Below are 18,185 nucleotides of genomic sequence, written 5' to 3'. Positions count from 1 at the left end.
CGGGTGCGCTGACGTAGACTGACTCGTCGGCTCTCGTGCACCCGCATGTCCGCATGCGCCCGTAAGGGACGCGAGGGAGTCGATCAAGGTAGTCGATTCGAAGGGCGAAGCGTGGCCAAGAAGCAAGGTGCCATCGAGATCGAGGGCACTGTCGTCGAGTCTCTGCCGAACGCCATGTTCAAGGTCGAGCTCCAGAACGGCCACCAGGTCCTGGCACACATCAGCGGCAAGATGCGCATGCACTACATCCGCATCCTCCCTGACGACCGGGTCGTGGTGGAGCTGTCTCCGTACGACCTGACGCGTGGCCGGATCGTCTACCGGTACAAGTAGATCTTGCCCGCACCCCGTTCCGGCGGGGTGGTGGCACTGACCCGGAGAACCTCAATCCCATGAAGGTCAAGCCGAGCGTCAAGAAGATCTGCGACAAGTGCAGGGTGATCCGCCGTCACGGTCGGGTCATGGTCATCTGCGAGAACCCGCGCCACAAGCAGCGCCAGGGCTGACGCACGATCGACCGATCCCTCTGCATCGACATCGCAGGGATTCGCGCGACGCGAGCTGAATTGTTCATACGCAGGACCCGGGCGAGCGATCGCCCGACACCCCCGGTTCGGAGGCCGGGGACCCGGTTCGTACCTGATACGGCGGCCGGGAGACGGTGCTGCGGAAGACCTCCGAAGATCAACTGGAGCCATTGAATGGCACGCGTTTCCGGTGTTGACATCCCGCGCGAAAAGCGCGTGGAGGTCGCCCTGACCTACGTGTTCGGCATCGGCCGGACGCTCTCCCAGCAGACGCTGGCCGAGACCGGCATCGACCCGAACACCCGCGTTCGCGACCTCTCCGAGGAGCAGCTCGTCGCGATTCGTGAGTACGTCGACAACAACATCAAGACCGAGGGTGACCTCCGTCGCGAGATCCAGGCCGACATCCGCCGCAAGGTCGAGATCGGCTGCTACCAGGGTCTCCGTCACCGCCGCGGTCTGCCGGTCCGCGGTCAGCGCACCAGCACGAACGCCCGTACCCGCAAGGGCCCGCGTCGCGCCATCGCCGGCAAGAAGAAGCCGGGCAAGAAGTAGTCCTCAGCGGACGCCTGTCCACGGTCTTCGCTGCAGGACCGACCACCTCCCCCGTAGGAGTAATAGATGCCCCCCAAGGGTCGTCAGGGCGCTGCCAAGAAGGTGCGCCGCAAGGAAAAGAAGAACGTCGCTCACGGCCACGCGCACATCAAGAGCACGTTCAACAACACGATCGTCTCCATCACGGACCCGTCCGGCAACGTGATCTCCTGGGCCTCCGCCGGCCACGTCGGCTTCAAGGGCTCCCGGAAGTCCACGCCGTTCGCCGCGCAGATGGCCGCCGAGTCGGCCGCCCGCCGCGCCCAGGAGCACGGCATGCGCAAGGTCGACGTGTTCGTCAAGGGCCCGGGCTCCGGTCGTGAGACCGCGATCCGCTCCCTGCAGGCGACGGGTCTCGAGGTCGGCTCCATCCAGGACGTCACCCCGACCCCGCACAACGGCTGCCGTCCGCCGAAGCGCCGCCGCGTCTGACGCGCGTCGCTTCACGGCTTCGGGACCGGGCGGTACGGCACTGTCAAAGCGCCGTATCGCCCGTACCCTTGCAGTACCCGCGTTTTTCACGGGCGCGGTTTCCGTCGGGCGTCAAATAGCGGGCGTCCACGAATGAAGGATCTCCACACATGCTGATCGCTCAGCGTCCCTCGTTGACCGAAGAGGTCGTCGACGAGTTCCGCTCCCGGTTCGTGATCGAGCCGCTGGAGCCGGGCTTCGGCTACACCCTCGGCAACTCCCTCCGCCGGACCCTCCTGTCCTCGATCCCCGGTGCGGCGGTCACGTCGATCCGGATCGACGGCGTGCTGCACGAGTTCACCACCGTGCCGGGCGTCAAGGAGGACGTCACCGACCTGATCCTCAACATCAAGCAGCTGGTCGTCTCCTCGGAGCACGACGAGCCGGTCGTGATGTACCTGCGCAAGCAGGGCCCGGGTCTGGTCACCGCCGCCGACATCGCGCCCCCGGCCGGTGTCGAGGTGCACAACCCCGACCTCGTCCTCGCCACGCTCAACGGCAAGGGCAAGCTGGAGATGGAGCTGACGGTCGAGCGCGGCCGCGGTTACGTCTCCGCCGTGCAGAACAAGCAGGTGGGCCAGGAGATCGGCCGTATCCCGGTCGACTCCATCTACAGCCCCGTGCTGAAGGTCACGTACAAGGTCGAGGCCACGCGTGTCGAGCAGCGCACCGACTTCGACAAGCTGATCGTCGACGTCGAGACCAAGCAGGCCATGCGTCCGCGTGACGCCATGGCGTCGGCCGGCAAGACCCTGGTCGAGCTGTTCGGTCTGGCCCGCGAGCTCAACATCGACGCCGAGGGCATCGACATGGGCCCGTCCCCGACGGACGCCGCCCTGGCCGCCGACCTCGCGCTGCCGATCGAGGAGCTGGAGCTCACGGTCCGCTCCTACAACTGCCTCAAGCGTGAGGGCATCCACTCCGTGGGTGAACTCGTCGCCCGCTCCGAGGCCGACCTGCTGGACATCCGCAACTTCGGTGCGAAGTCCATCGACGAGGTCAAGGCGAAGCTGGCCGGCATGGGCCTGGCCCTGAAGGACAGCCCGCCCGGATTCGACCCCACCGCCGCGGCGGACGCGTTCGGCGCGGACGACGACGCGGACGCCGGGTTCGTCGAGACCGAGCAGTACTGATCGCCTCCGGCGGGGCGGTCCGACTTCGGACGGTGCCTCGCCGGGTCGATCCTCGGCTGCGGGCCCGCCGTGGCTGGTCGCGCAGTTCCCCGCGCCCCTTCGGGCGCGGGGTCTCCGACGGGCAAACCCGCCCGCTCGGATACTGACTCCGGTACCTGATACGGCCGGGGCAGACACACAGGAGAAAGAACATGCCGAAGCCCACCAAGGGTGCCCGTCTGGGCGGCAGCGCCGCGCACGAGAAGCTGCTCCTCGCGAACCTCGCGAGGTCGCTCTTCGAGCACGGCCGCATCACCACCACCGAGGCGAAGGCGCGCCGTCTGCGCCCGTACGCCGAGCGTCTGGTCACCAAGGCGAAGAAGGGCGACCTTCACAACCGCCGTCAGGTGCTCCAGGTCATCACGGACAAGGCCGTCGTCCACACGCTCTTCACCGAGATCGGCCCGCGCTACGAGAACCGTCCCGGTGGCTACACCCGCATCACCAAGATCGGTAACCGCCGTGGCGACAACGCGCCCATGGCCGTCATCGAGCTGGTCGAGGCGCTGACGGTCGCGCAGCAGGCGACCGGTGAGGCCGAGGCCGCCACCAAGCGTGCGGTCAAGGAGGCCGAGGAGGCCAAGGCGGAGGAGACCAAGGCCGCCGAGGCCCCGGTCGAGGACGCCAAGCCGGCCGACGAGGCCGCCGAGGGCTCCGAGGAGTCCAAGGACGCCTGAGGCTCTGCCTGACGCGACGTGAGCGGGTCCGCCCCCTGGGGGCGGGCCCGCTTCCGTGTTCCTGAGAGGATCCAGGGGTGAGTGACGAAGTACAGCCCGGTTATGTCCGCGTCCGCCTCGACCTGTCCTACGACGGCACCGACTTCTCCGGCTGGGCCAGGCAGGCCGGCGGCCGGCGGACCGTGCAGGGGGAGATCGAGGACGCGCTGCGGACGGTCACCCGGTCCGGGGAGACGTACGAGCTGACGGTGGCGGGTCGGACCGACGCCGGGGTGCACGCCCGGGGGCAGGTGGCGCACGTCGACCTGCCGCACGAGGTCTGGGGCGAGCACCACGACAAGCTCCTCAAGCGGCTCGCGGGCCGCCTGCCCAGGGACGTGCGGGTGTGGGCCCTCAGGGAGGCGCCCAGCGGCTTCAACGCCCGCTTCTCGGCGGTCTGGCGCCGCTACGCCTACCGGGTCACCGACAACCCCGGCGGCGTCGACCCGCTGCTGCGGAACCACGTCCTGTGGCACGACTGGCCGCTGGACGTCGACGCCATGAACGAGGCGGCCCGGGCGCTGCTCGGCGAGCACGACTTCGCCGCCTACTGCAAGAAGCGGGAGGGCGCGACGACGATCCGCACCCTCCAGGAACTCGGCCTCGCGCGCGGCGACGACGGGATCATCACCGCGACCGTCCGGGCCGACGCCTTCTGCCACAACATGGTGCGCTCGCTGATCGGCGCGCTGCTGTTCGTGGGCGACGGGCACCGCGGGACGGACTGGCCCGGGAAGGTGCTGGCGGCCGGCGTACGGGACTCGGCCGTGCACGTCGTACGGCCGCACGGGCTGACCCTGGAGGAGGTCGGCTACCCGGCCGACGAGCTGCTGGCCGCGCGCAGCCGGGAGGCGCGCAACAAGCGGTCGCTGCCCGGGGCCGGGTGCTGCTGACGCCCGGCCCGGCTACCGGTTCGCCGCCGCCGAGGCCTGTGCCTCGCCGCGGCGGTGGATCTGGCGGAAGGTGAACTGGGCCAGGTCGTCGCCGGTGGAGAAGACCGCGGTGTCCTTGGTGGTGACGTCCTTGCCGCTGGTGAAGCCGGTGATGGTGAAGTAGGCGTAGCGGCCGTAGGAGTTGGTCGTGGAGCGGCAGACGGCGCCGTCGCAGAAGGCCTTGGCGCCCTTGCCGGACAGGGACCTGACGATGCTCTGCTTGTCCGCCTGGCCCTTGGCCCTGGTCGCCGCGGCCTCGGTGTCGAAGACGGCCACGCCGACCGTCACGGCGACGTCGTCCTTGACGTAGGTGACCCGCATCAGGCGGGTGCACTTGTTGGCGGTGAGCACCTTCGGGAGCGTGCCCTGGGCGGCCGAGGCGCAGTTCGTGGTGTCCGCGGTCGGGCCCTTCTTGTACACGGTCGAGCCCATGGTCAGCTGCGTGCCGGGGAAGAGCGCCGGGACGTCGAGCGGGGCCGTGTCCTTGGTCTTGCTGGAGACGAACTCCTTCGGGTCCAGCGGGGGCGGGGCGCTGGTCGGCTCGAAGGACGGGACCGCCGTGCTGCTGCTGGGGATGTCCGCCGTCGAGGGGAGCCCGGTCGTCCGGTCGGAGCTGTCGTTGTCGCCGTTCGCGGACACCACGGCCATCGCGACGGCGGTGCCTATCGCGACGGTGGCGAGGGCGCCGCCACCGATGAACAGCAGCCGGCGCCGTTTGTTGCGCGTCTCGGACGCCTCGGCGAGCGCGGCCCAGTCCGGTGTGTCGCCGCTGCTGCCGTTGTTCCACGGCTGCTGGGAATGCGGTTTCCAGGGATCCCACTGGGACGGGGGTCCCCCCTGCTGCCCGAAGCTCATGGGGCGCATCTTAGACGGGGGTTGGCGCGCCCCGTGGTGGCCGCGGCGCCTCCCGCGGGGACCTTTCCGGCACGGCGGCACATCTCGGCCCGTCCGTGTCGCGGAGGGCTCGTTTTGACCCGTACGTGCGACCCCGGTATCCTGCATCTTCGTTGTGTATTGGCTCGCGCGTTCTCACGCGAGAGGCCCATACCTAGGTTCCCTGGAGCAGTTACCAGTGGGCGGCATACGGGCAGCGTCCCCGGCATTGTCGTCCCCAGCTGCACGATCGCTTCAGTGATGCCACGTGTCAGCACCCATCCACTGAAGAAAAAGGCTGCGAAGTGCGTACATACAGCCCCAAGCCCGGCGATGTGACTCGCCAGTGGCACGTCATCGACGCTCGGGACGTCGTCCTGGGCCGTCTGGCCACGACCGCCGCGTCTCTTCTCCGCGGCAAGCACAAGCCGATCTACGCGCCGCACGTCGACACCGGTGACTTCGTCATCATCATCAACGCCGACAAGGTGCACCTCTCCGGCAACAAGCGGACCCAGAAGATGGCGTACCGCCACTCCGGCTACCCGGGTGGTCTGCGCTCCGTCCGTTACGACGAGCTGCTGGACAAGAACCCCGAGAAGGCCATCGAGAAGGCCGTCAAGGGCATGCTCCCCAAGAACACCCTGGGCCGTCAGATGCTCACGAAGCTGAAGGTCTACGCGGGCGAGAACCACCCCCACGCTGCCCAGCAGCCGGTTCCGTTCGAGATCACCCAGGTCGCGCAGTAAGTCCGGCCACCCCCTAAGACCGAAGAGAATCTGAGGAGCATCGTGGCCGAGACCACTGCCGAGCAGCCGCTCGAAGAGCTTGACATCGACAGCTACACCACCGAGTCCGAGGTTCCGGTGGAGGGTGAGTACACCTCCGAGTCCCTCGCCTCGCGCTTCGGCGAGCCCCAGCCGGCCGCCGGCCTGGGCCGCCGCAAGAACGCCATCGCCCGCGTCCGGATCGTTCCGGGCTCCGGCAAGTGGAAGATCAACGGTCGCACCCTCGAGGACTACTTCCCGAACAAGGTGCACCAGCAGGAAGTCAACGAGCCGTTCAAGGTCCTCGAGCTCGAGGGCCGCTACGACGTCATCGCCCGCATCGCCGGTGGCGGTGTCTCCGGCCAGGCCGGTGCGCTCCGTCTCGGTGTCGCCCGCGCGCTGAACGAGGCCGACGTCGACAACAACCGCGGCCCGCTGAAGAAGGCCGGGTTCCTGCGCCGCGACGACCGTGCGGTCGAGCGCAAGAAGGCCGGTCTGAAGAAGGCCCGCAAGGCCCCGCAGTACAGCAAGCGCTAAACGCGGCTGCTTTCGCAGCTGCCTGCTCGTACGAACGCCCCGGCGGCACGCCACTGTGCTGTCGGGGCGTTCGTTTATCGCCGTCGGGGGCGTATAACGGCACAAGATGCTCAACGGCTTGTGTGATCGGATGCTTGTCATCCATCGTCAGGCGCTTCCGAAACTGACGCTTCTCAGGAGGACAAGTGGGACGACTCTTCGGCACGGACGGCGTGCGTGGCGTCGCCAACGCGGACCTGACGGCGGAGATGGCGCTCGGCCTCTCCGTGGCCGCGGCGCACGTACTGGCCGAGGCGGGCACCTTCGAGGGCCACCGCGCGACGGCGGTCGTCGGACGGGACCCGCGCGCGTCCGGGGAGTTCCTGGAGGCGGCCGTGGTCGCGGGCCTGGCGAGCGCGGGCGTGGACGTGCTGCGGGTCGGCGTGCTGCCGACGCCGGCGGTGGCGTACCTGACCGGCGCGCTCGGCGCCGACCTCGGCGTGATGCTGTCCGCCAGCCACAACGCCATGCCCGACAACGGCGTCAAGTTCTTCGCGCGCGGCGGCCACAAGCTCGCCGACGACCTGGAGGACCGCATCGAGGCCGTGTACGACGCGCACCGGCACGGTGAGCCCTGGGAGCGGCCCACCGGCGCGGGCGTCGGACGCGTGCGGGACTACGAGGAGGGCTTCGACAAGTACGTCGCCCACCTGATCGCCGTACTGCCCAACCGCCTGGACGGGCTGAAGGTCGTCCTCGACGAGGCGCACGGCGCCGCCGCCCGGGTCTCGCCCGAGGCGTTCTCGCGGGCCGGCGCCGAGGTGATCACCATCGGTGCCGAGCCGGACGGGCTCAACATCAACGACGGCTGCGGCTCCACCCACCTCGACAAGCTGAAGGCAGCCGTCGTCGAGCACGGCGCCGCCCTCGGCATCGCCCACGACGGCGACGCCGACCGCTGCCTCGCCGTCGACCACACCGGCGAGGAAGTGGACGGCGACCAGATCCTGGCCGTGCTCGCGCTGGCGATGCGGGAGCGTTCCGTACTGCGCTCCGACACCGTCGTCGCGACGGTCATGTCGAACCTCGGGTTCAAGCTGGCGCTGGAGCGGGAGGGGCTGAAGCTCGTCCAGACCGCGGTCGGCGACCGCTACGTGCTGGAGGAGATGAAGCAGCACGGCTACGCGCTCGGCGGCGAGCAGTCCGGGCACGTGATCATCCTGGACCACGCGACCACCGGCGACGGCACGCTGACCGGCCTGATGCTGGCCGCCCGTGTCACCGAGACCGGACGGTCGCTGAAGGAGCTCGCGTCCGTCATGGAGCGGCTGCCGCAGGTGCTGATCAACGTGCCGGACGTGGACAGGTCCCGGGTGAACACGTCGGCGGAGCTGGCGGCCGCCGTCGCCGAGGCCGAGCGGGAGCTGGGCGCGACCGGGCGGGTGCTGCTGCGCCCGTCCGGGACCGAGCCGCTGGTCCGCGTGATGGTCGAGGCCGCGGACATCGAGCAGGCGCGGTCGGTGGCCGGACGGCTGGCCGACGTGGTGAAGTCGGCGCTGGGCTAGGAACCGCGCACCGAGTTCCCGGAGGCGCCCGGGGTCACTGCCGCGGGCGCCTGCTGAGACGTTCGCGCTGCTTGGTCCAGAACCACTTCTGGGACAGCAGCGTCAGCGTGCCGGCCAGCACGATGCCCAGCAGGTTCAGCAGCAGCTGCTCGGTGGAGCCCCAGGTCTGCCGCGTGTCGCCGTAGCTCAGCGCGATGGCCGCGTTGGCGGCGGCGGGGACGGTCGTCACCGAGATGGCCACGCCCACCAGGGCGCCGGACTTCGCCGAGGTCAGGGAGAGCGTGCCGGCCGCGCCGGCCAGGACGGCCACGATGAAGCTGAACGCGTCGGGCGCGTAGACGAAGCGTGTCTGGGGGCGGGCGCCCTCCAGCATCTCCTCCGAGAACAGGCCGAGCGCGTCCATGAAGAGGCTGAAGCCCACCGTCGCCGCCATCGCCAGCGCGAACCCCACCAGCAGCGCGACCGTGGAGCGCAGCGCCAGGCGCGGGGCCCGCTGCACGATCGAGGTGGAGATGCCGGCCAGCGGGCCGAACTCCGGGCCCACCGCCATGGCGCCCACGATCAGGATGGCGTTGTCCAGCACGACACCGCAGGCCGCGATCATCGTCGCGAGGACGATGAAGGACACGTACGTGACGGAGAGCGTCGACTCCTCGTGCGTGGCGTCGGTGAGGTGCTCCCACAGGACCGCGTCCGCGGCCTCGCCGGGCGCCTCCTCCTCGGCCTTCTCGGCGCGCTTGGACAGGGACAGGTCGATGTTCTCGACGGCGATCGAGCCTTCGCGGTCCAGGCCCAGCTCCTGCAGCTCGGACAGGAGCTCGTCGCCGGCCTCCCGGGCGACGTCGCACAGCACCACGTCCCCGGCCGGGTTGCGCGCGGCACCCGGCAGCACGACCAGGTGGGCGGTCCCGACGGTTTTCTCTATGAGGCGGACCACGTCGTCGGTCTTCCCGGACGGCGTGATCAGGCGCACATGCAGCATGGCCGCAGCGTAGCGGTCACAGCTTGCGCAGACGCAGGCGCTGCACCTTGTGGTCCGGGCCCTTGCGCAGGACCAGGGTGGCGCGGCCCCGGGTGGGCGCTATGTTCTCGGTGAGGTTCGGCTTGTTGATGGTGCGCCACAGCATGCGGGCGTAGTCCAGCGCCTCCTCCTCCGACACCTGTGTGTATTTGCGGAAGTAGGAGGACGGGTTCTGGAAGGCGGTCTGCCGCAGCTTCCGGAACCGGCTGAGGTACCAGCGCTCGATGTCGTCGGCGCTCGCGTCGACGTACACGCTGAAGTCGAAGTAGTCGGCGAGACCGACCCGGGTGCGGCCGTCGGTGCCGGGCAGGGCGGGCTGCAGGACGTTGAGTCCCTCGACGATGAGGATGTCGGGGCGGCGGACGGCGTACCTCTCGCCCGGGACGATGTCGTAGATCAGGTGGGAGTAGACGGGCGCGGCCACCTCGGCCTTCCCCGCCTTGACGTCGGCGACGAAGCGGGTGAGCGCGCGGCGGTCGTACGACTCGGGGAAACCCTTCCGCGACATCAGGCCGCGTGCCTGGAGCTCCCTGGTGGGCAGCAGGAAGCCGTCCGTGGTGACGAGTTCGACGCGCGGGTGCTCGGGCCAGCGCGACAGCAGCGCCTGCAGCAGACGGGCGACCGTCGACTTGCCGACCGCCACCGAACCGGCGACCCCTATGACGAAGGGGGTGCCGGACTGGGATCCCTGCTCGCCGAGGAAGGTGTTCAGGGCGCCCCTGAGGCCGTCCGTGGCGCCGACGTAGAGGTTGAGGAGCCTGGACAGCGGAAGGTAGATGTCCCGCACCTCGTCGAGGTCGATGACGTCGCCGAGGCCGCGCAGCTTCTCGACCTCCTCGGCGGTGAGCGGCAGCGGCGTCTTGTCGCGCAGCGCGCTCCACTCGGCTCGGGTGAGGTCGACGTAGGGAGTCGCCTCCGGCCGCTGCCGGTGGGCGCTCCGGGGCATCGAGGGGACCGGAGAGATCACAGTCCATTGTTAACGGAGTTTGAACAGCTTGGTGGGTGGGGTCCGTCACGCTGTCCGTCACGCTCGCCGCGCGGGGTCGCGGACGGTGGTGCGCGTGCTCGTACGGGGACCGTGCCGGCGTGCTCGTACGACAGTGGGAATTTCCGATTTCGGGCACGCGGTGCCTCTTTTCGCCGGGCCTCGGCCCGTAGGCTGCTGCGCATGTGCGGAATCGTGGGATACGTGGGGGCGCAGTCGGCGCTCGATGTCGTGATGGCCGGACTGCGGCGGCTGGAGTACCGGGGCTACGACTCGGCGGGCGTGGCCGTGGCGGTGGACGGCGGGCTCGCCGCCGCGAAGAAGGCCGGGAAGCTGGTCAACCTGGAGAAGGAACTGGCCGACCGGCCCCTGCCGACGGGGTCGACGGGCATCGGGCACACCCGCTGGGCCACGCACGGGGGACCGACGGACGCCAACGCGCACCCGCACCTGGACAACGCGGGCCGCGTCGCCGTCGTCCACAACGGCATCATCGAGAACTTCGCTTCCCTGCGGGCCGAGTTGGCGGAGCGGGGTCACGAACTGGCCTCCGAGACCGACACCGAGGTCGTCGCGCACCTGCTGGCCGAGGAGTTCTCCTCCTGCGCCGACCTCGCCGAGGCGATGCGGCTGGTGTGCCGGCGGCTGGAGGGCGCGTTCACGCTGGTCGCGGTGCACGCCGACGAGCCGGACGTGGTCGTGGGCGCCCGCCGCAACTCCCCGCTCGTGGTGGGCGTCGGCGAGGGTGAGGCGTTCCTCGCCTCCGACGTCGCCGCGTTCATCGCGCACACCCGGTCGGCGATCGAGCTGGGGCAGGACCAGGTGGTGGAGCTGCGCCGGGACGGTGTGACGGTCACCGGCTTCGACGGACGGCCCGCCGAGGTGCGCTCGTACCACGTCGACTGGGACGCGTCCGCGGCGGAGAAGGGCGGCTACGACTACTTCATGCTCAAGGAGATCGCCGAGCAGCCGAAGGCGGTCGCCGACACGCTGCTGGGGCGCATCGACGCGTCCGGCGCGCTGACCCTGGACGAGGTGCGGATCTCCGCCTCCGAGCTGCGCGAGGTGGACAAGGTCGTCATCGTCGCGTGCGGTACGGCCTTCCACGCCGGGCTGATCGCCAAGTACGCCATCGAGCACTGGACCCGCATCCCGTGCGAGGTGGAGCTGGCGAGTGAGTTCCGCTACCGCGACCCGATCCTGGACGCCCGGTCGCTGGTGATCGCCATTTCCCAGTCCGGCGAGACCATGGACACCCTGATGGCGCTGCGGCACGCCCGCGAGCAGGGCTCCAAGGTGCTGGCGATCTGCAACACCAACGGCTCGACGATCCCGCGCGAGTCGGACGCGGTGCTCTACACGCACGCCGGGCCGGAGGTCGCGGTCGCCTCCACGAAGGCGTTCCTCACCCAGCTCGTGGCGTGCTACCTGGTGGCGCTGTACCTGGGCCAGGTACGGGGCACCAAGTGGGGCGACGAGATCTCCGCCGTCATCCGGGACCTGTCACACATCTCCGGCGAGGTGGAGCAGGTGCTGGAGACCATGGAGCCGGTGCGGGAACTGGCCCGGTCCCTGGCGGACAAGGACACGGTGCTGTTCCTCGGGCGGCACGTGGGCTACCCGGTGGCGCTGGAGGGCGCGCTGAAGCTGAAGGAACTCGCGTACATGCACGCGGAGGGCTTCGCGGCGGGTGAACTGAAGCACGGGCCGATCGCGTTGATCGAGGACGACCTGCCGGTCGTCGTGGTGGTGCCTTCGCCGCGGGGCCGGTCCGTGCTCCACGACAAGATCGTCTCCAACATCCAGGAGATCCGGGCGCGGGGCGCGCGGACCATCGTCATCGCGGAGGAGGGCGACGAGGCGGTGGTCCCCTACGCCGACCACCTCGTCCGCATCCCCGCCACGCCGACCCTGCTGCAGCCGCTGGTGGCCACGGTGCCGTTGCAGGTGTTCGCCTGCGAGCTGGCGACGGCGCGGGGCAACGAGGTGGACCAGCCGCGGAACCTGGCGAAGTCGGTGACCGTGGAGTAGGGCCGGTCCGGCTGACCCGCCGGGCCGGCCCTGGATGTCGCCCCGGCGTCAGCCGTTCCCGAGCTGGTCCTCCCGGTAGAGGCGGCGGGCGGTGCGGATCAGCCAGTACTCCAGGAGGAGGCCGCCGATCCCGGGGAAGCGGATCGTGTGCGATTCGTCGCTGACGACGAGGGCGACCAGGAGCACGGGCCACAGCACGGCCAGCGCGGTCGTGAAGACGAACCGGGTCGTCACGCGTCCGGTGGGCTTCCGCCCGGCGGTGGCCTTTCGCCCGGCCTCCTGCCCGGCCTTTCGGTTGGCTGCCCGCTCGCGCGGCCGGGGTATCTCCTCCTCGGTGCGGGCCGGCAGCGCGACGACCGCGTCGGCGGGGACGGCGGCGTCCAGCACCGCGATCCGCTCGGCCGTGACGTCCCGGAACAGGGTCGGCTCCACGGCCACGCGGAAGCCGTCGAGGCCGGTCAGGTGCCGGGCGCCGTCGGGGCGGGTGGTCATCGCGGCGCAGGCGTCGTACCGCACGGTGACCAGGCCGCCCGGCAGCGACAGGGTCACGCCCCGGTCCCCGATGACCAGCGTGACGTCGTCGTCCTCCACGGACGGGTGCAGCGAGCCGGAGACCCCGGACGAGGAGTACTGCGGGGCGAGCGTGAGGCCCGCCCAGTCGGCGCCCCGGGTCGGCACCTGGAGCAGTCCGGCGTCCCAGGCCTCACGGGCGACCTCCCGCAGGTCCGCGAGCGTGACCGCCTCCAACTCGGCCCGGTGCTCCTTCGGACCGGTGATCCGGTGCCCGAGCAGCAGGCTCAGCGCGTACGACGGCAGCATGGTCGCGCCGAGGTCGGGAATGTCGTAGAGCTTGAGCAACTTGCCGCGGGCGGAGTCGAGTTCGGCCTGCTCGATGCGGCCCGCGCGCAGCCGGGCGAAGGCGTCGACGAAGCCGCCGACCACCGCGTCCTGCTTCTGCGGCAGCGCGTCGGCGTACGCGGTCAGGGTGGCGAAATCGGCGTCGCGCGGGGTGTAGTCGGCCTCCGCCGAGTACGAGTAACCGCCCTTCTGGCGCAGGTCCTGGAAGAGGGCACGGCCGAGGACCTCGGCGAACACGGCGGCCGCGGTGGAGCGGCGCAGCACGGAGGTGAAGACGAGGTGGCCGTCGTCGCCGCGGATCCAGGCGGGCGTGACGGGCAGGGCGCTGGTCGCGGCCGGTGCGGGGATGCGGCGGCCGGCGGGCAGGTCGAGGTCCAGGCCGTCCGGCACCCGGTCGCCGGTGATCCACAGCACCGCGTTGTCGCGGGTGAAACGGGTCTCGGCCCAGTGCCGCACCTGATCGGCGGTCAGGCTCCGGGTGCCGAGTTCGTCGTAGCTGGACAGGCCGTAGCCCTGGGCGCCGTAACGCCACAGCGGCAGCTGGGACGCGGGCCCGTTCGCGCGGTTGCGGGCCTCCGTCCGCAGGATCTCCTTCTCCGTCTCCAGCCGGTCCAGCGGCAGGTCGCGCAGGGCCGCGCAGACGCCGTTGAGGTAGGTGACGACCTCGTCCTCGTCGCCGGTGACGTGGAAGAGGGTGTACGTGTTCGCCGTGGCCCCGTTGTAGTGCAGGTCGGACAGGCCCAGGCGGTGCAGGGCGAGGTGCTCGACGAGGTGGGTGACGCCGGAGGTGGGCAGGGTCTCGTCGGCGCGGCCCACGCGGAAGAGGAGACCGGCGGTGAGGGCGCCGGGGCGTGCGGCGAGCAGGGTGGGGATGCCGTGGACGGTGGTGTGGTCGACGAGGCCGTCGAGGACGGCGAGTTCCGGGCTCGCCGTCGGCGGCGCGACCGGTTCCGCGACCGGTTCCGAGGTCGGTTCCGCGACCGGGGCGTGGTCCTGCGTGGTCATGTGTGCGTCCATCGTGTGTCCGTCCCCCCTCAGAGCGTCGCCAGCGCGGCTGTGCGGTACTTCGCGAACCGGCTCTTCCAGTCCGGCAGGTACTGCCAGAAGGACTCGGAGGCCGTGTCGCCCAGGGCCGCGAAGTGCCGTGCGGCGTCGTGGAGATGGCCGCCGAGCGAGAAGGCGAGGGCGAAGGTGCTGTGGCCGCCGATGTGGTGCCAGCCCGGACGGTGGCCGGGGTGCAGCACGGAGACCTGGGCGGCGTGGCGCAGGTCGTCGCGGACCGCGATGTCCCGGAGGTACTCCTGGGCCTTCGCGCCGTCGAGGTCCAGCCAGTGCTCGATGTGGGCCTCGGCGACCAGGACTCCGGCATAGGAGCCGTCCGGCGTCTTGCTCGCGCACTCCTGGGCGAATCCGTGCGCGGCCTCCCAGCTGCCGCCCCACTTGGGGCAGAGCTGCTGCAGCAGCTGCGACTGCGCGCGGAAGAGGTGCGGGTGGTGCTCCGCCAGCCGTTCGTAGCGCCGCCGGGCCTCGGACTGCCCCAGCTCCAGGCCGCGGGCGGTGAGCAGCCGGGCGGTCCATGCGGGCGCGTACGCGGGCTGCTCCGCGCACACCTCGATCAGCAGTTGCTCGGCCTTGCGCAGCCAGGCGTGGAACTCGTCGAACTGATCCCGCGACACGTGCTGGGCCCGGGCGCCGCTGCGGACGCGCCAGCCGATGCGGATGTAGCGCTCGGCGAGCAGTGTGCGCGGCAGCGGGTCGGCGGGCAGGGCCTTGGCGGCGGCTTCCAGGTACGTCTCGGTCCGCTCCAGATCGGCGAGTTGGCCGGTGGCGAAGGTGACCTTTTCGACGGAGTCGAGCCCCGCGAAGAAGGCCCGGGTGGCTGCCCAGTCACCGTCCCAGGCGGCGGTGCGCAGCGCGGCCAGCTCGGGCAGCGCGTCGAACGGATCGGTCACCGGAGCCGATGAGCCGACGGGTCTGCCGCCCTGACCGGTCCCCTTGCCTGTGGTGCTTCTGCCCATGCGGACGCCCCCCTTGGCGCGACGGAATGTGCGGGCGCGCAGACTGGCCCCCCAGGCGCGCGAGAGTCTCCGCAGGTTAGCAGGCAGGTGTGACAGTCAGTCACGTATATATGGTCCCGCGCCGGCTCCACCACCGCGCTGACGGCGGCCACCCGCACCGTCTCAATAGGGTGATGCCCTGTCTCCCTTCCAGCTCGGATCACCGTGGTCCGCTACGACGTGAAGTTCGGCAACTCCGCGTGCGACGTGTACGACGGCTTCCTGCACCCGCGGTTCCCGACGGCCGAGCCCACGGGGGCGGCCCCGACCGGGCCGACCACCGATCCGTACGACCGCAGCGAGGGCTTCGACGGGAACCGCGTGGAGGGGTGCGGCACGGTCTCGCGGATCTGACCGGGCGCGGTCAGCGAGCGCGGCGCTTCAGAGCACCGACGAAGGCGGCGAAGGCCTCGGCCGGGAAGGTGAGAATCGCCCTGGCCGGGGTCTTGGAGTCGCGGACGGATATGCGAGCGGGGCCGGTGGCTATCTCGACGCAGTCGTTGCCCTCGCCTCCGCCCGAGTAGGACGACTTCTTCCACTGAGTGGGGGTCATGCTGTCCTCACAGCTCCTTGGCCAACCCGCGAATGAGGTCACGTGACTGCTCCGGGGAGAGTGACGCTTCCTTCACCCTACGGAAGAGCGTTCGAAAGTGCTCCAGTTGGGCCTCGGAATCCAGAAACGCAGTGCCGTGTGGGGCGTCCCGAACCACGGTGTCCAGCCGGGGCACCGCTCCACCCACGTGCACCATGGCGCTTCCGGCTCCCGGGAAGTCGTCCAAGGCGAACGGCACCACTCTCACCGTGATGTGGTCCGCCTCCGACATTTCCAGGATGCGGGTCAGCTGGGCGCGGGTGGCGAAGCGTCCCGCCACCTTGATGCGGAGCGCCGCCTCGTGGATCACGGCCTCGTACGGGATGGGGCCGGGCCCCTCGATGACGACCTTCCGCCGCATGCGGTGGGTCACTCGCAGATCCACCTCGTCGTCCGGGAACTCCGGGTTCATGTAGGAGAAGAGGGCCCGCGCGTAATCCTCCGTCTGAAAGAGGCCCGGCACGTGGATGACTGCCACGTCGTGGCGGAACGTGGCGTGGTGATCGAGTTCGGCGAGGTCCAGATAGGCGGCGGGGAGGACACCTCGGTACTCCTCCCACCAACCCCGGGTGCGGTCGGTCGCCATGGCTACCAGGGCATCTACCAACTCCGTTTCCGGGCATGCGTAGTTCGCGGCGAGACGACGCAGTCGCTCTTCGCTCACCCCGGCGAGGGCGGACTCGATGTGGCTGATCTGGACGGGGCTCACCCCGAGCAGGGCTGCTGCCTCGCGCGCGGTGAGGCCCGCAGCGTCGCGGAGCCTGCGTAGTTCGTGCGCCAAGCGCAACTGACGTGCCGTTGGTTCGCGCCTCAACGCCATCGGGGCTGCTCCTCGGTTCCAACGCGCATGCCGGCGCAACTCGTTCGAGCGCAAGGTTACGCGATCGGCTTGCTTGACATGAAGAATTAGACCTACTCTCGGTGACGCGTCGCGCACTCTGTGAAATGCCGGGGCGCCGGAAGCGCACCGCTTCGTCCTGCCGTGACGGACGCGGCAATGACACCGGAGCCCGGCCTCGAACCCCTCTGCCCGTCAACGGAGTCGACCCATGCCCGAAAGTGAACCGTGGGAGTACTGCCTCTACATCCCGAACGACCCCCGTGCCGTCACCGTCAGCCGCCGCACCCTCCGCCTGATCCTGACCCTGCACGGACTGATCCGTCTGGTCGACGTCGCCGAACTCCTCGCGGCCGAACTCGTCACGAACGCCGTGTCCCACACCAAGGGGCCCGCCGCGCTGCGGGTGCGCTGTGCGGCCGGGGTGCTGCGGATCGGGGCGTGGGACGCCGACCCGGAGCCGCCCGAGCGGCCGCTGTCTCCGGGCCAACCCGCCGACCTGGAGAACGGCCGCGGTCTCGCCCTCGTCCGCGCCTGCGCCGACCTGTGGGGCTGGCATCCACTGGCCCGGCACGGCAACCGGGGCAAATTCGTGTGGTGCGAACTGGCGACGGCGTGAACGTTTCCCCGCCGCTCGAAAGAGTGAACGCATTGCGGTTGCCCGGACAGTCCATCCCTTGATCCATTTAGGTTGCGCACATGGTCACACAAGCTCACGAGGGAATGCACCGCATCTTCCAGGAGCGGCCCGAGGTACTGGCTCCTGTTTTCGGGGTGCTGGGTTTTCCGTTCTCCGCGAAGGCGACGGTGGATGCTGTCACCACGGACGTGACAGAGGCCCGGCCGCTGGAACGGCGCGTGGACACCGTGCTGCGTATCGGCCCGTCCGATGGCGAGGACTTCCTGCTCGCCATCGAATCGCAGTCGAAGCGAGTTCCGGGCAAGGAGGCGAGCTGGGCGTACTACGTCGCGTTCCTGCAAGCGAAGTACGGTCTGCCCGTGCTGCTTCTCGTAGTCTGCCAGGACAGGGCCACGGCCAAGTGGGCGGCCGGTCCCTTCGACTGCGGCACGCGCGACTGGACGGCTCAGCGGACGTATCCATTGGTGGTCGGCCCGGACAACCTTCCGGTGATCATCGACGCCCGGACGGCGGCGAAGAATCTCCCGCTGGCCGTGCTCTCGGCCCTGGCTCACGCCCGAAGCACCGACTGCGGCGCCATACTGGAGGCGATCAGCAGCGCCCTTCAGGAACTCCAGGAAACGGATCCTGAGACGGCCGGGTACTTCTTCGACTTCTTGGAAATCAACCTGGGGAACACCCCAGCCGGAGAGCAATGGAAGGAAATCATGTCGTTCGTCAGCTACTTCCCCGGCCGCGGGACGGTTCGTGAGACCGCCTACCTGGAAGGGAAGGCCGAAGGCAAGATCGAAGGCAAGATCGAAGGCAAGGCCGAAGACCGTGCCTCGCTGATTTTGCGCGTGCTGGAGTTGCACGGTGTCCCCGTTCCCGAGGACGTGCGGGAGCGCATCGCCTCGTGCACCGACCTCGACGTGCTCGCTCGCTGGTTCGACCGCTCCCTGACGGCCACCGCTGCCGAGGAGCTGTTCGCCGAGGAGCAGGAAGTTCCCGCGAGCGGCTCTGAACAGGCCTGAACCGCGCGGCGATCGTA

General features: G+C 69.9%; 21 protein-coding genes. 14 read left to right on the top strand and 7 right to left on the bottom strand.

Annotation, left to right across the window (positions count from 1 at the left end; all coding sequences use genetic code 11):
• Window positions 1–111 precede the first annotated feature (111 nt).
• The 7 genes from infA (at window position 112) to truA (ending at window position 4,373) form a co-directional block, all read left to right on the top strand.
• Window positions 112–333, top strand: a complete 222-nt coding sequence (gene infA, locus VKA29_RS30220) for a translation initiation factor IF-1 (protein WP_003948620.1) — start codon at window positions 112–114, stop codon at window positions 331–333.
• 59 nt (window positions 334–392) lie between these two features.
• Entirely contained in the window at window positions 393–506 is a 114-nt protein-coding gene (rpmJ, locus tag VKA29_RS30215) for a 50S ribosomal protein L36 (RefSeq protein WP_003998809.1), read from the top strand.
• Window positions 507–701: 195 nt separating this feature from the next.
• Window positions 702–1,082, top strand: coding sequence for a 30S ribosomal protein S13 (rpsM, locus tag VKA29_RS30210; RefSeq protein WP_020135802.1), 381 nt, complete (start codon window positions 702–704; stop codon window positions 1,080–1,082).
• A 66-nt stretch (window positions 1,083–1,148) separates the two neighbouring features.
• Window positions 1,149–1,553 (top strand): 30S ribosomal protein S11, encoded by a 405-nt coding sequence (gene rpsK, locus VKA29_RS30205; protein ID WP_003956432.1) that lies wholly within the window; start codon window positions 1,149–1,151, stop codon window positions 1,551–1,553.
• 149 nt (window positions 1,554–1,702) lie between these two features.
• The gene (locus VKA29_RS30200) at window positions 1,703–2,725 is read left to right on the top strand and encodes a DNA-directed RNA polymerase subunit alpha (protein WP_003966937.1); all 1,023 of its coding nucleotides are present in this window, start codon (window positions 1,703–1,705) and stop codon (window positions 2,723–2,725) included.
• 191 nt (window positions 2,726–2,916) lie between these two features.
• A complete protein-coding gene (gene rplQ, locus VKA29_RS30195) occupies window positions 2,917–3,441 on the top strand; it encodes a 50S ribosomal protein L17 (protein ID WP_324789176.1) in 525 nt (174 codons plus the stop codon).
• 77 nt (window positions 3,442–3,518) lie between these two features.
• Complete coding sequence (gene truA, locus VKA29_RS30190; RefSeq protein WP_324789175.1) at window positions 3,519–4,373, top strand: tRNA pseudouridine(38-40) synthase TruA; 855 nt, start codon at window positions 3,519–3,521, stop codon at window positions 4,371–4,373.
• Window positions 4,374–4,385: 12 nt separating this feature from the next.
• Here truA and VKA29_RS30185 read toward each other — a convergent pair whose 3' ends face one another.
• Window positions 4,386–5,267, bottom strand: coding sequence for a hypothetical protein (locus tag VKA29_RS30185; protein WP_324789174.1), 882 nt, complete (start codon window positions 5,265–5,267; stop codon window positions 4,386–4,388).
• Window positions 5,268–5,590: 323 nt separating this feature from the next.
• Here VKA29_RS30185 and rplM point away from each other — a divergent pair, with 323 nt between their 5' ends.
• The 3 genes from rplM (at window position 5,591) to glmM (ending at window position 8,133) form a co-directional block, all read left to right on the top strand.
• On the top strand, window positions 5,591–6,034 hold the full coding sequence (gene rplM / locus VKA29_RS30180; RefSeq protein ID WP_324789173.1) for a 50S ribosomal protein L13: 444 nt from the start codon (window positions 5,591–5,593) through the stop codon (window positions 6,032–6,034).
• 42 nt (window positions 6,035–6,076) lie between these two features.
• A complete protein-coding gene (gene rpsI / locus VKA29_RS30175) occupies window positions 6,077–6,589 on the top strand; it encodes a 30S ribosomal protein S9 (protein WP_030173946.1) in 513 nt (170 codons plus the stop codon).
• 185 nt (window positions 6,590–6,774) lie between these two features.
• Window positions 6,775–8,133, top strand: coding sequence for a phosphoglucosamine mutase (gene glmM / locus VKA29_RS30170; RefSeq protein ID WP_324789172.1), 1,359 nt, complete (start codon window positions 6,775–6,777; stop codon window positions 8,131–8,133).
• A 34-nt stretch (window positions 8,134–8,167) separates the two neighbouring features.
• On the opposite strand, the gene VKA29_RS30165 is transcribed toward glmM, so the two are convergent.
• Complete coding sequence (locus VKA29_RS30165) at window positions 8,168–9,115, bottom strand: DUF389 domain-containing protein (protein ID WP_324789171.1); 948 nt, start codon at window positions 9,113–9,115, stop codon at window positions 8,168–8,170.
• 16 nt (window positions 9,116–9,131) lie between these two features.
• Window positions 9,132–10,100 (bottom strand): type I pantothenate kinase, encoded by a 969-nt coding sequence (coaA, locus tag VKA29_RS30160; protein ID WP_324789170.1) that lies wholly within the window; start codon window positions 10,098–10,100, stop codon window positions 9,132–9,134.
• A 222-nt stretch (window positions 10,101–10,322) separates the two neighbouring features.
• On the opposite strand from coaA, the gene glmS reads away from it, so the two are divergent.
• On the top strand, window positions 10,323–12,170 hold the full coding sequence (gene glmS, locus VKA29_RS30155) for a glutamine--fructose-6-phosphate transaminase (isomerizing) (RefSeq protein WP_324789169.1): 1,848 nt from the start codon (window positions 10,323–10,325) through the stop codon (window positions 12,168–12,170).
• Between the two features lie 48 nt (window positions 12,171–12,218).
• On the opposite strand, the gene VKA29_RS30150 is transcribed toward glmS, so the two are convergent.
• Together VKA29_RS30150 and VKA29_RS30145 are read right to left on the bottom strand one after the other, a co-directional pair.
• Window positions 12,219–14,033, bottom strand: a complete 1,815-nt coding sequence (locus tag VKA29_RS30150; RefSeq protein ID WP_324789168.1) for a M16 family metallopeptidase — start codon at window positions 14,031–14,033, stop codon at window positions 12,219–12,221.
• Between the two features lie 29 nt (window positions 14,034–14,062).
• Window positions 14,063–15,046: a hypothetical protein gene (locus tag VKA29_RS30145; RefSeq protein ID WP_324789167.1), complete on the bottom strand. Its 984-nt coding sequence runs from the start codon at window positions 15,044–15,046 to the stop codon at window positions 14,063–14,065.
• A gap of 204 nt (window positions 15,047–15,250) precedes the next feature.
• Between VKA29_RS30145 and VKA29_RS30140 the strand changes: the two genes are divergently transcribed.
• Entirely contained in the window at window positions 15,251–15,439 is a 189-nt protein-coding gene (locus VKA29_RS30140; protein WP_324789166.1) for a hypothetical protein, read from the top strand.
• A 10-nt stretch (window positions 15,440–15,449) separates the two neighbouring features.
• Here the strand turns inward: VKA29_RS30140 and VKA29_RS30135 are convergent, their stop codons facing one another.
• Window positions 15,450–15,638 carry a DUF397 domain-containing protein gene (locus VKA29_RS30135; RefSeq protein WP_324789165.1) on the bottom strand — a complete coding sequence of 63 codons (189 nt, stop codon included), beginning with the start codon at window positions 15,636–15,638 and terminating at the stop codon, window positions 15,450–15,452.
• A gap of 7 nt (window positions 15,639–15,645) precedes the next feature.
• Window positions 15,646–16,497 carry a helix-turn-helix transcriptional regulator gene (locus tag VKA29_RS30130; protein ID WP_324789164.1) on the bottom strand — a complete coding sequence of 284 codons (852 nt, stop codon included), beginning with the start codon at window positions 16,495–16,497 and terminating at the stop codon, window positions 15,646–15,648.
• Window positions 16,498–16,726: 229 nt separating this feature from the next.
• Between VKA29_RS30130 and VKA29_RS30125 the strand changes: the two genes are divergently transcribed.
• Both VKA29_RS30125 and VKA29_RS30120 read left to right on the top strand, forming a co-directional pair.
• Entirely contained in the window at window positions 16,727–17,134 is a 408-nt protein-coding gene (locus tag VKA29_RS30125; protein WP_324789163.1) for an ATP-binding protein, read from the top strand.
• An 80-nt stretch (window positions 17,135–17,214) separates the two neighbouring features.
• Window positions 17,215–18,168, top strand: coding sequence for a hypothetical protein (locus VKA29_RS30120; protein WP_324789162.1), 954 nt, complete (start codon window positions 17,215–17,217; stop codon window positions 18,166–18,168).
• Window positions 18,169–18,185 lie beyond the last annotated feature (17 nt).

It is taken from the genome of Streptomyces sp. H51 (assembly GCF_035656535.1).
Lineage (GTDB): Bacteria > Actinomycetota > Actinomycetes > Streptomycetales > Streptomycetaceae > Streptomyces.
Note: the sequence above shows the minus strand (reverse complement) of the source record. Positions and strands in the feature narration are given on the sequence as shown.

Excerpts from the sequence above, each read along its gene's own strand:
- rpmJ (WP_003998809.1), top strand. The coding sequence starts at position 393 with ATGAAGGTCAAGCCGAGCGTCAAGAAGATCTGCGACAAGTGCAGGGTG.
- VKA29_RS30165 (WP_324789171.1), bottom strand. The coding sequence starts at position 9,115 with ATGCTGCATGTGCGCCTGATCACGCCGTCCGGGAAGACCGACGACGTG.
- VKA29_RS30200 (WP_003966937.1), top strand. The coding sequence starts at position 1,703 with ATGCTGATCGCTCAGCGTCCCTCGTTGACCGAAGAGGTCGTCGACGAG.
- VKA29_RS30135 (WP_324789165.1), bottom strand. The coding sequence starts at position 15,638 with ATGACCCCCACTCAGTGGAAGAAGTCGTCCTACTCGGGCGGAGGCGAG.
- VKA29_RS30150 (WP_324789168.1), bottom strand. The coding sequence starts at position 14,033 with ATGACCACGCAGGACCACGCCCCGGTCGCGGAACCGACCTCGGAACCG.
- VKA29_RS30125 (WP_324789163.1), top strand. The coding sequence starts at position 16,727 with ATGCCCGAAAGTGAACCGTGGGAGTACTGCCTCTACATCCCGAACGAC.
- VKA29_RS30145 (WP_324789167.1), bottom strand. The coding sequence starts at position 15,046 with ATGGGCAGAAGCACCACAGGCAAGGGGACCGGTCAGGGCGGCAGACCC.
- VKA29_RS30185 (WP_324789174.1), bottom strand. The coding sequence starts at position 5,267 with ATGAGCTTCGGGCAGCAGGGGGGACCCCCGTCCCAGTGGGATCCCTGG.
- rplQ (WP_324789176.1), top strand. The coding sequence starts at position 2,917 with ATGCCGAAGCCCACCAAGGGTGCCCGTCTGGGCGGCAGCGCCGCGCAC.
- coaA (WP_324789170.1), bottom strand. The coding sequence starts at position 10,100 with ATGCCCCGGAGCGCCCACCGGCAGCGGCCGGAGGCGACTCCCTACGTC.
- VKA29_RS30120 (WP_324789162.1), top strand. The coding sequence starts at position 17,215 with ATGGTCACACAAGCTCACGAGGGAATGCACCGCATCTTCCAGGAGCGG.
- rpsM (WP_020135802.1), top strand. The coding sequence starts at position 702 with ATGGCACGCGTTTCCGGTGTTGACATCCCGCGCGAAAAGCGCGTGGAG.
- VKA29_RS30130 (WP_324789164.1), bottom strand. The coding sequence starts at position 16,497 with ATGGCGTTGAGGCGCGAACCAACGGCACGTCAGTTGCGCTTGGCGCAC.
- rpsK (WP_003956432.1), top strand. The coding sequence starts at position 1,149 with ATGCCCCCCAAGGGTCGTCAGGGCGCTGCCAAGAAGGTGCGCCGCAAG.
- glmS (WP_324789169.1), top strand. The coding sequence starts at position 10,323 with ATGTGCGGAATCGTGGGATACGTGGGGGCGCAGTCGGCGCTCGATGTC.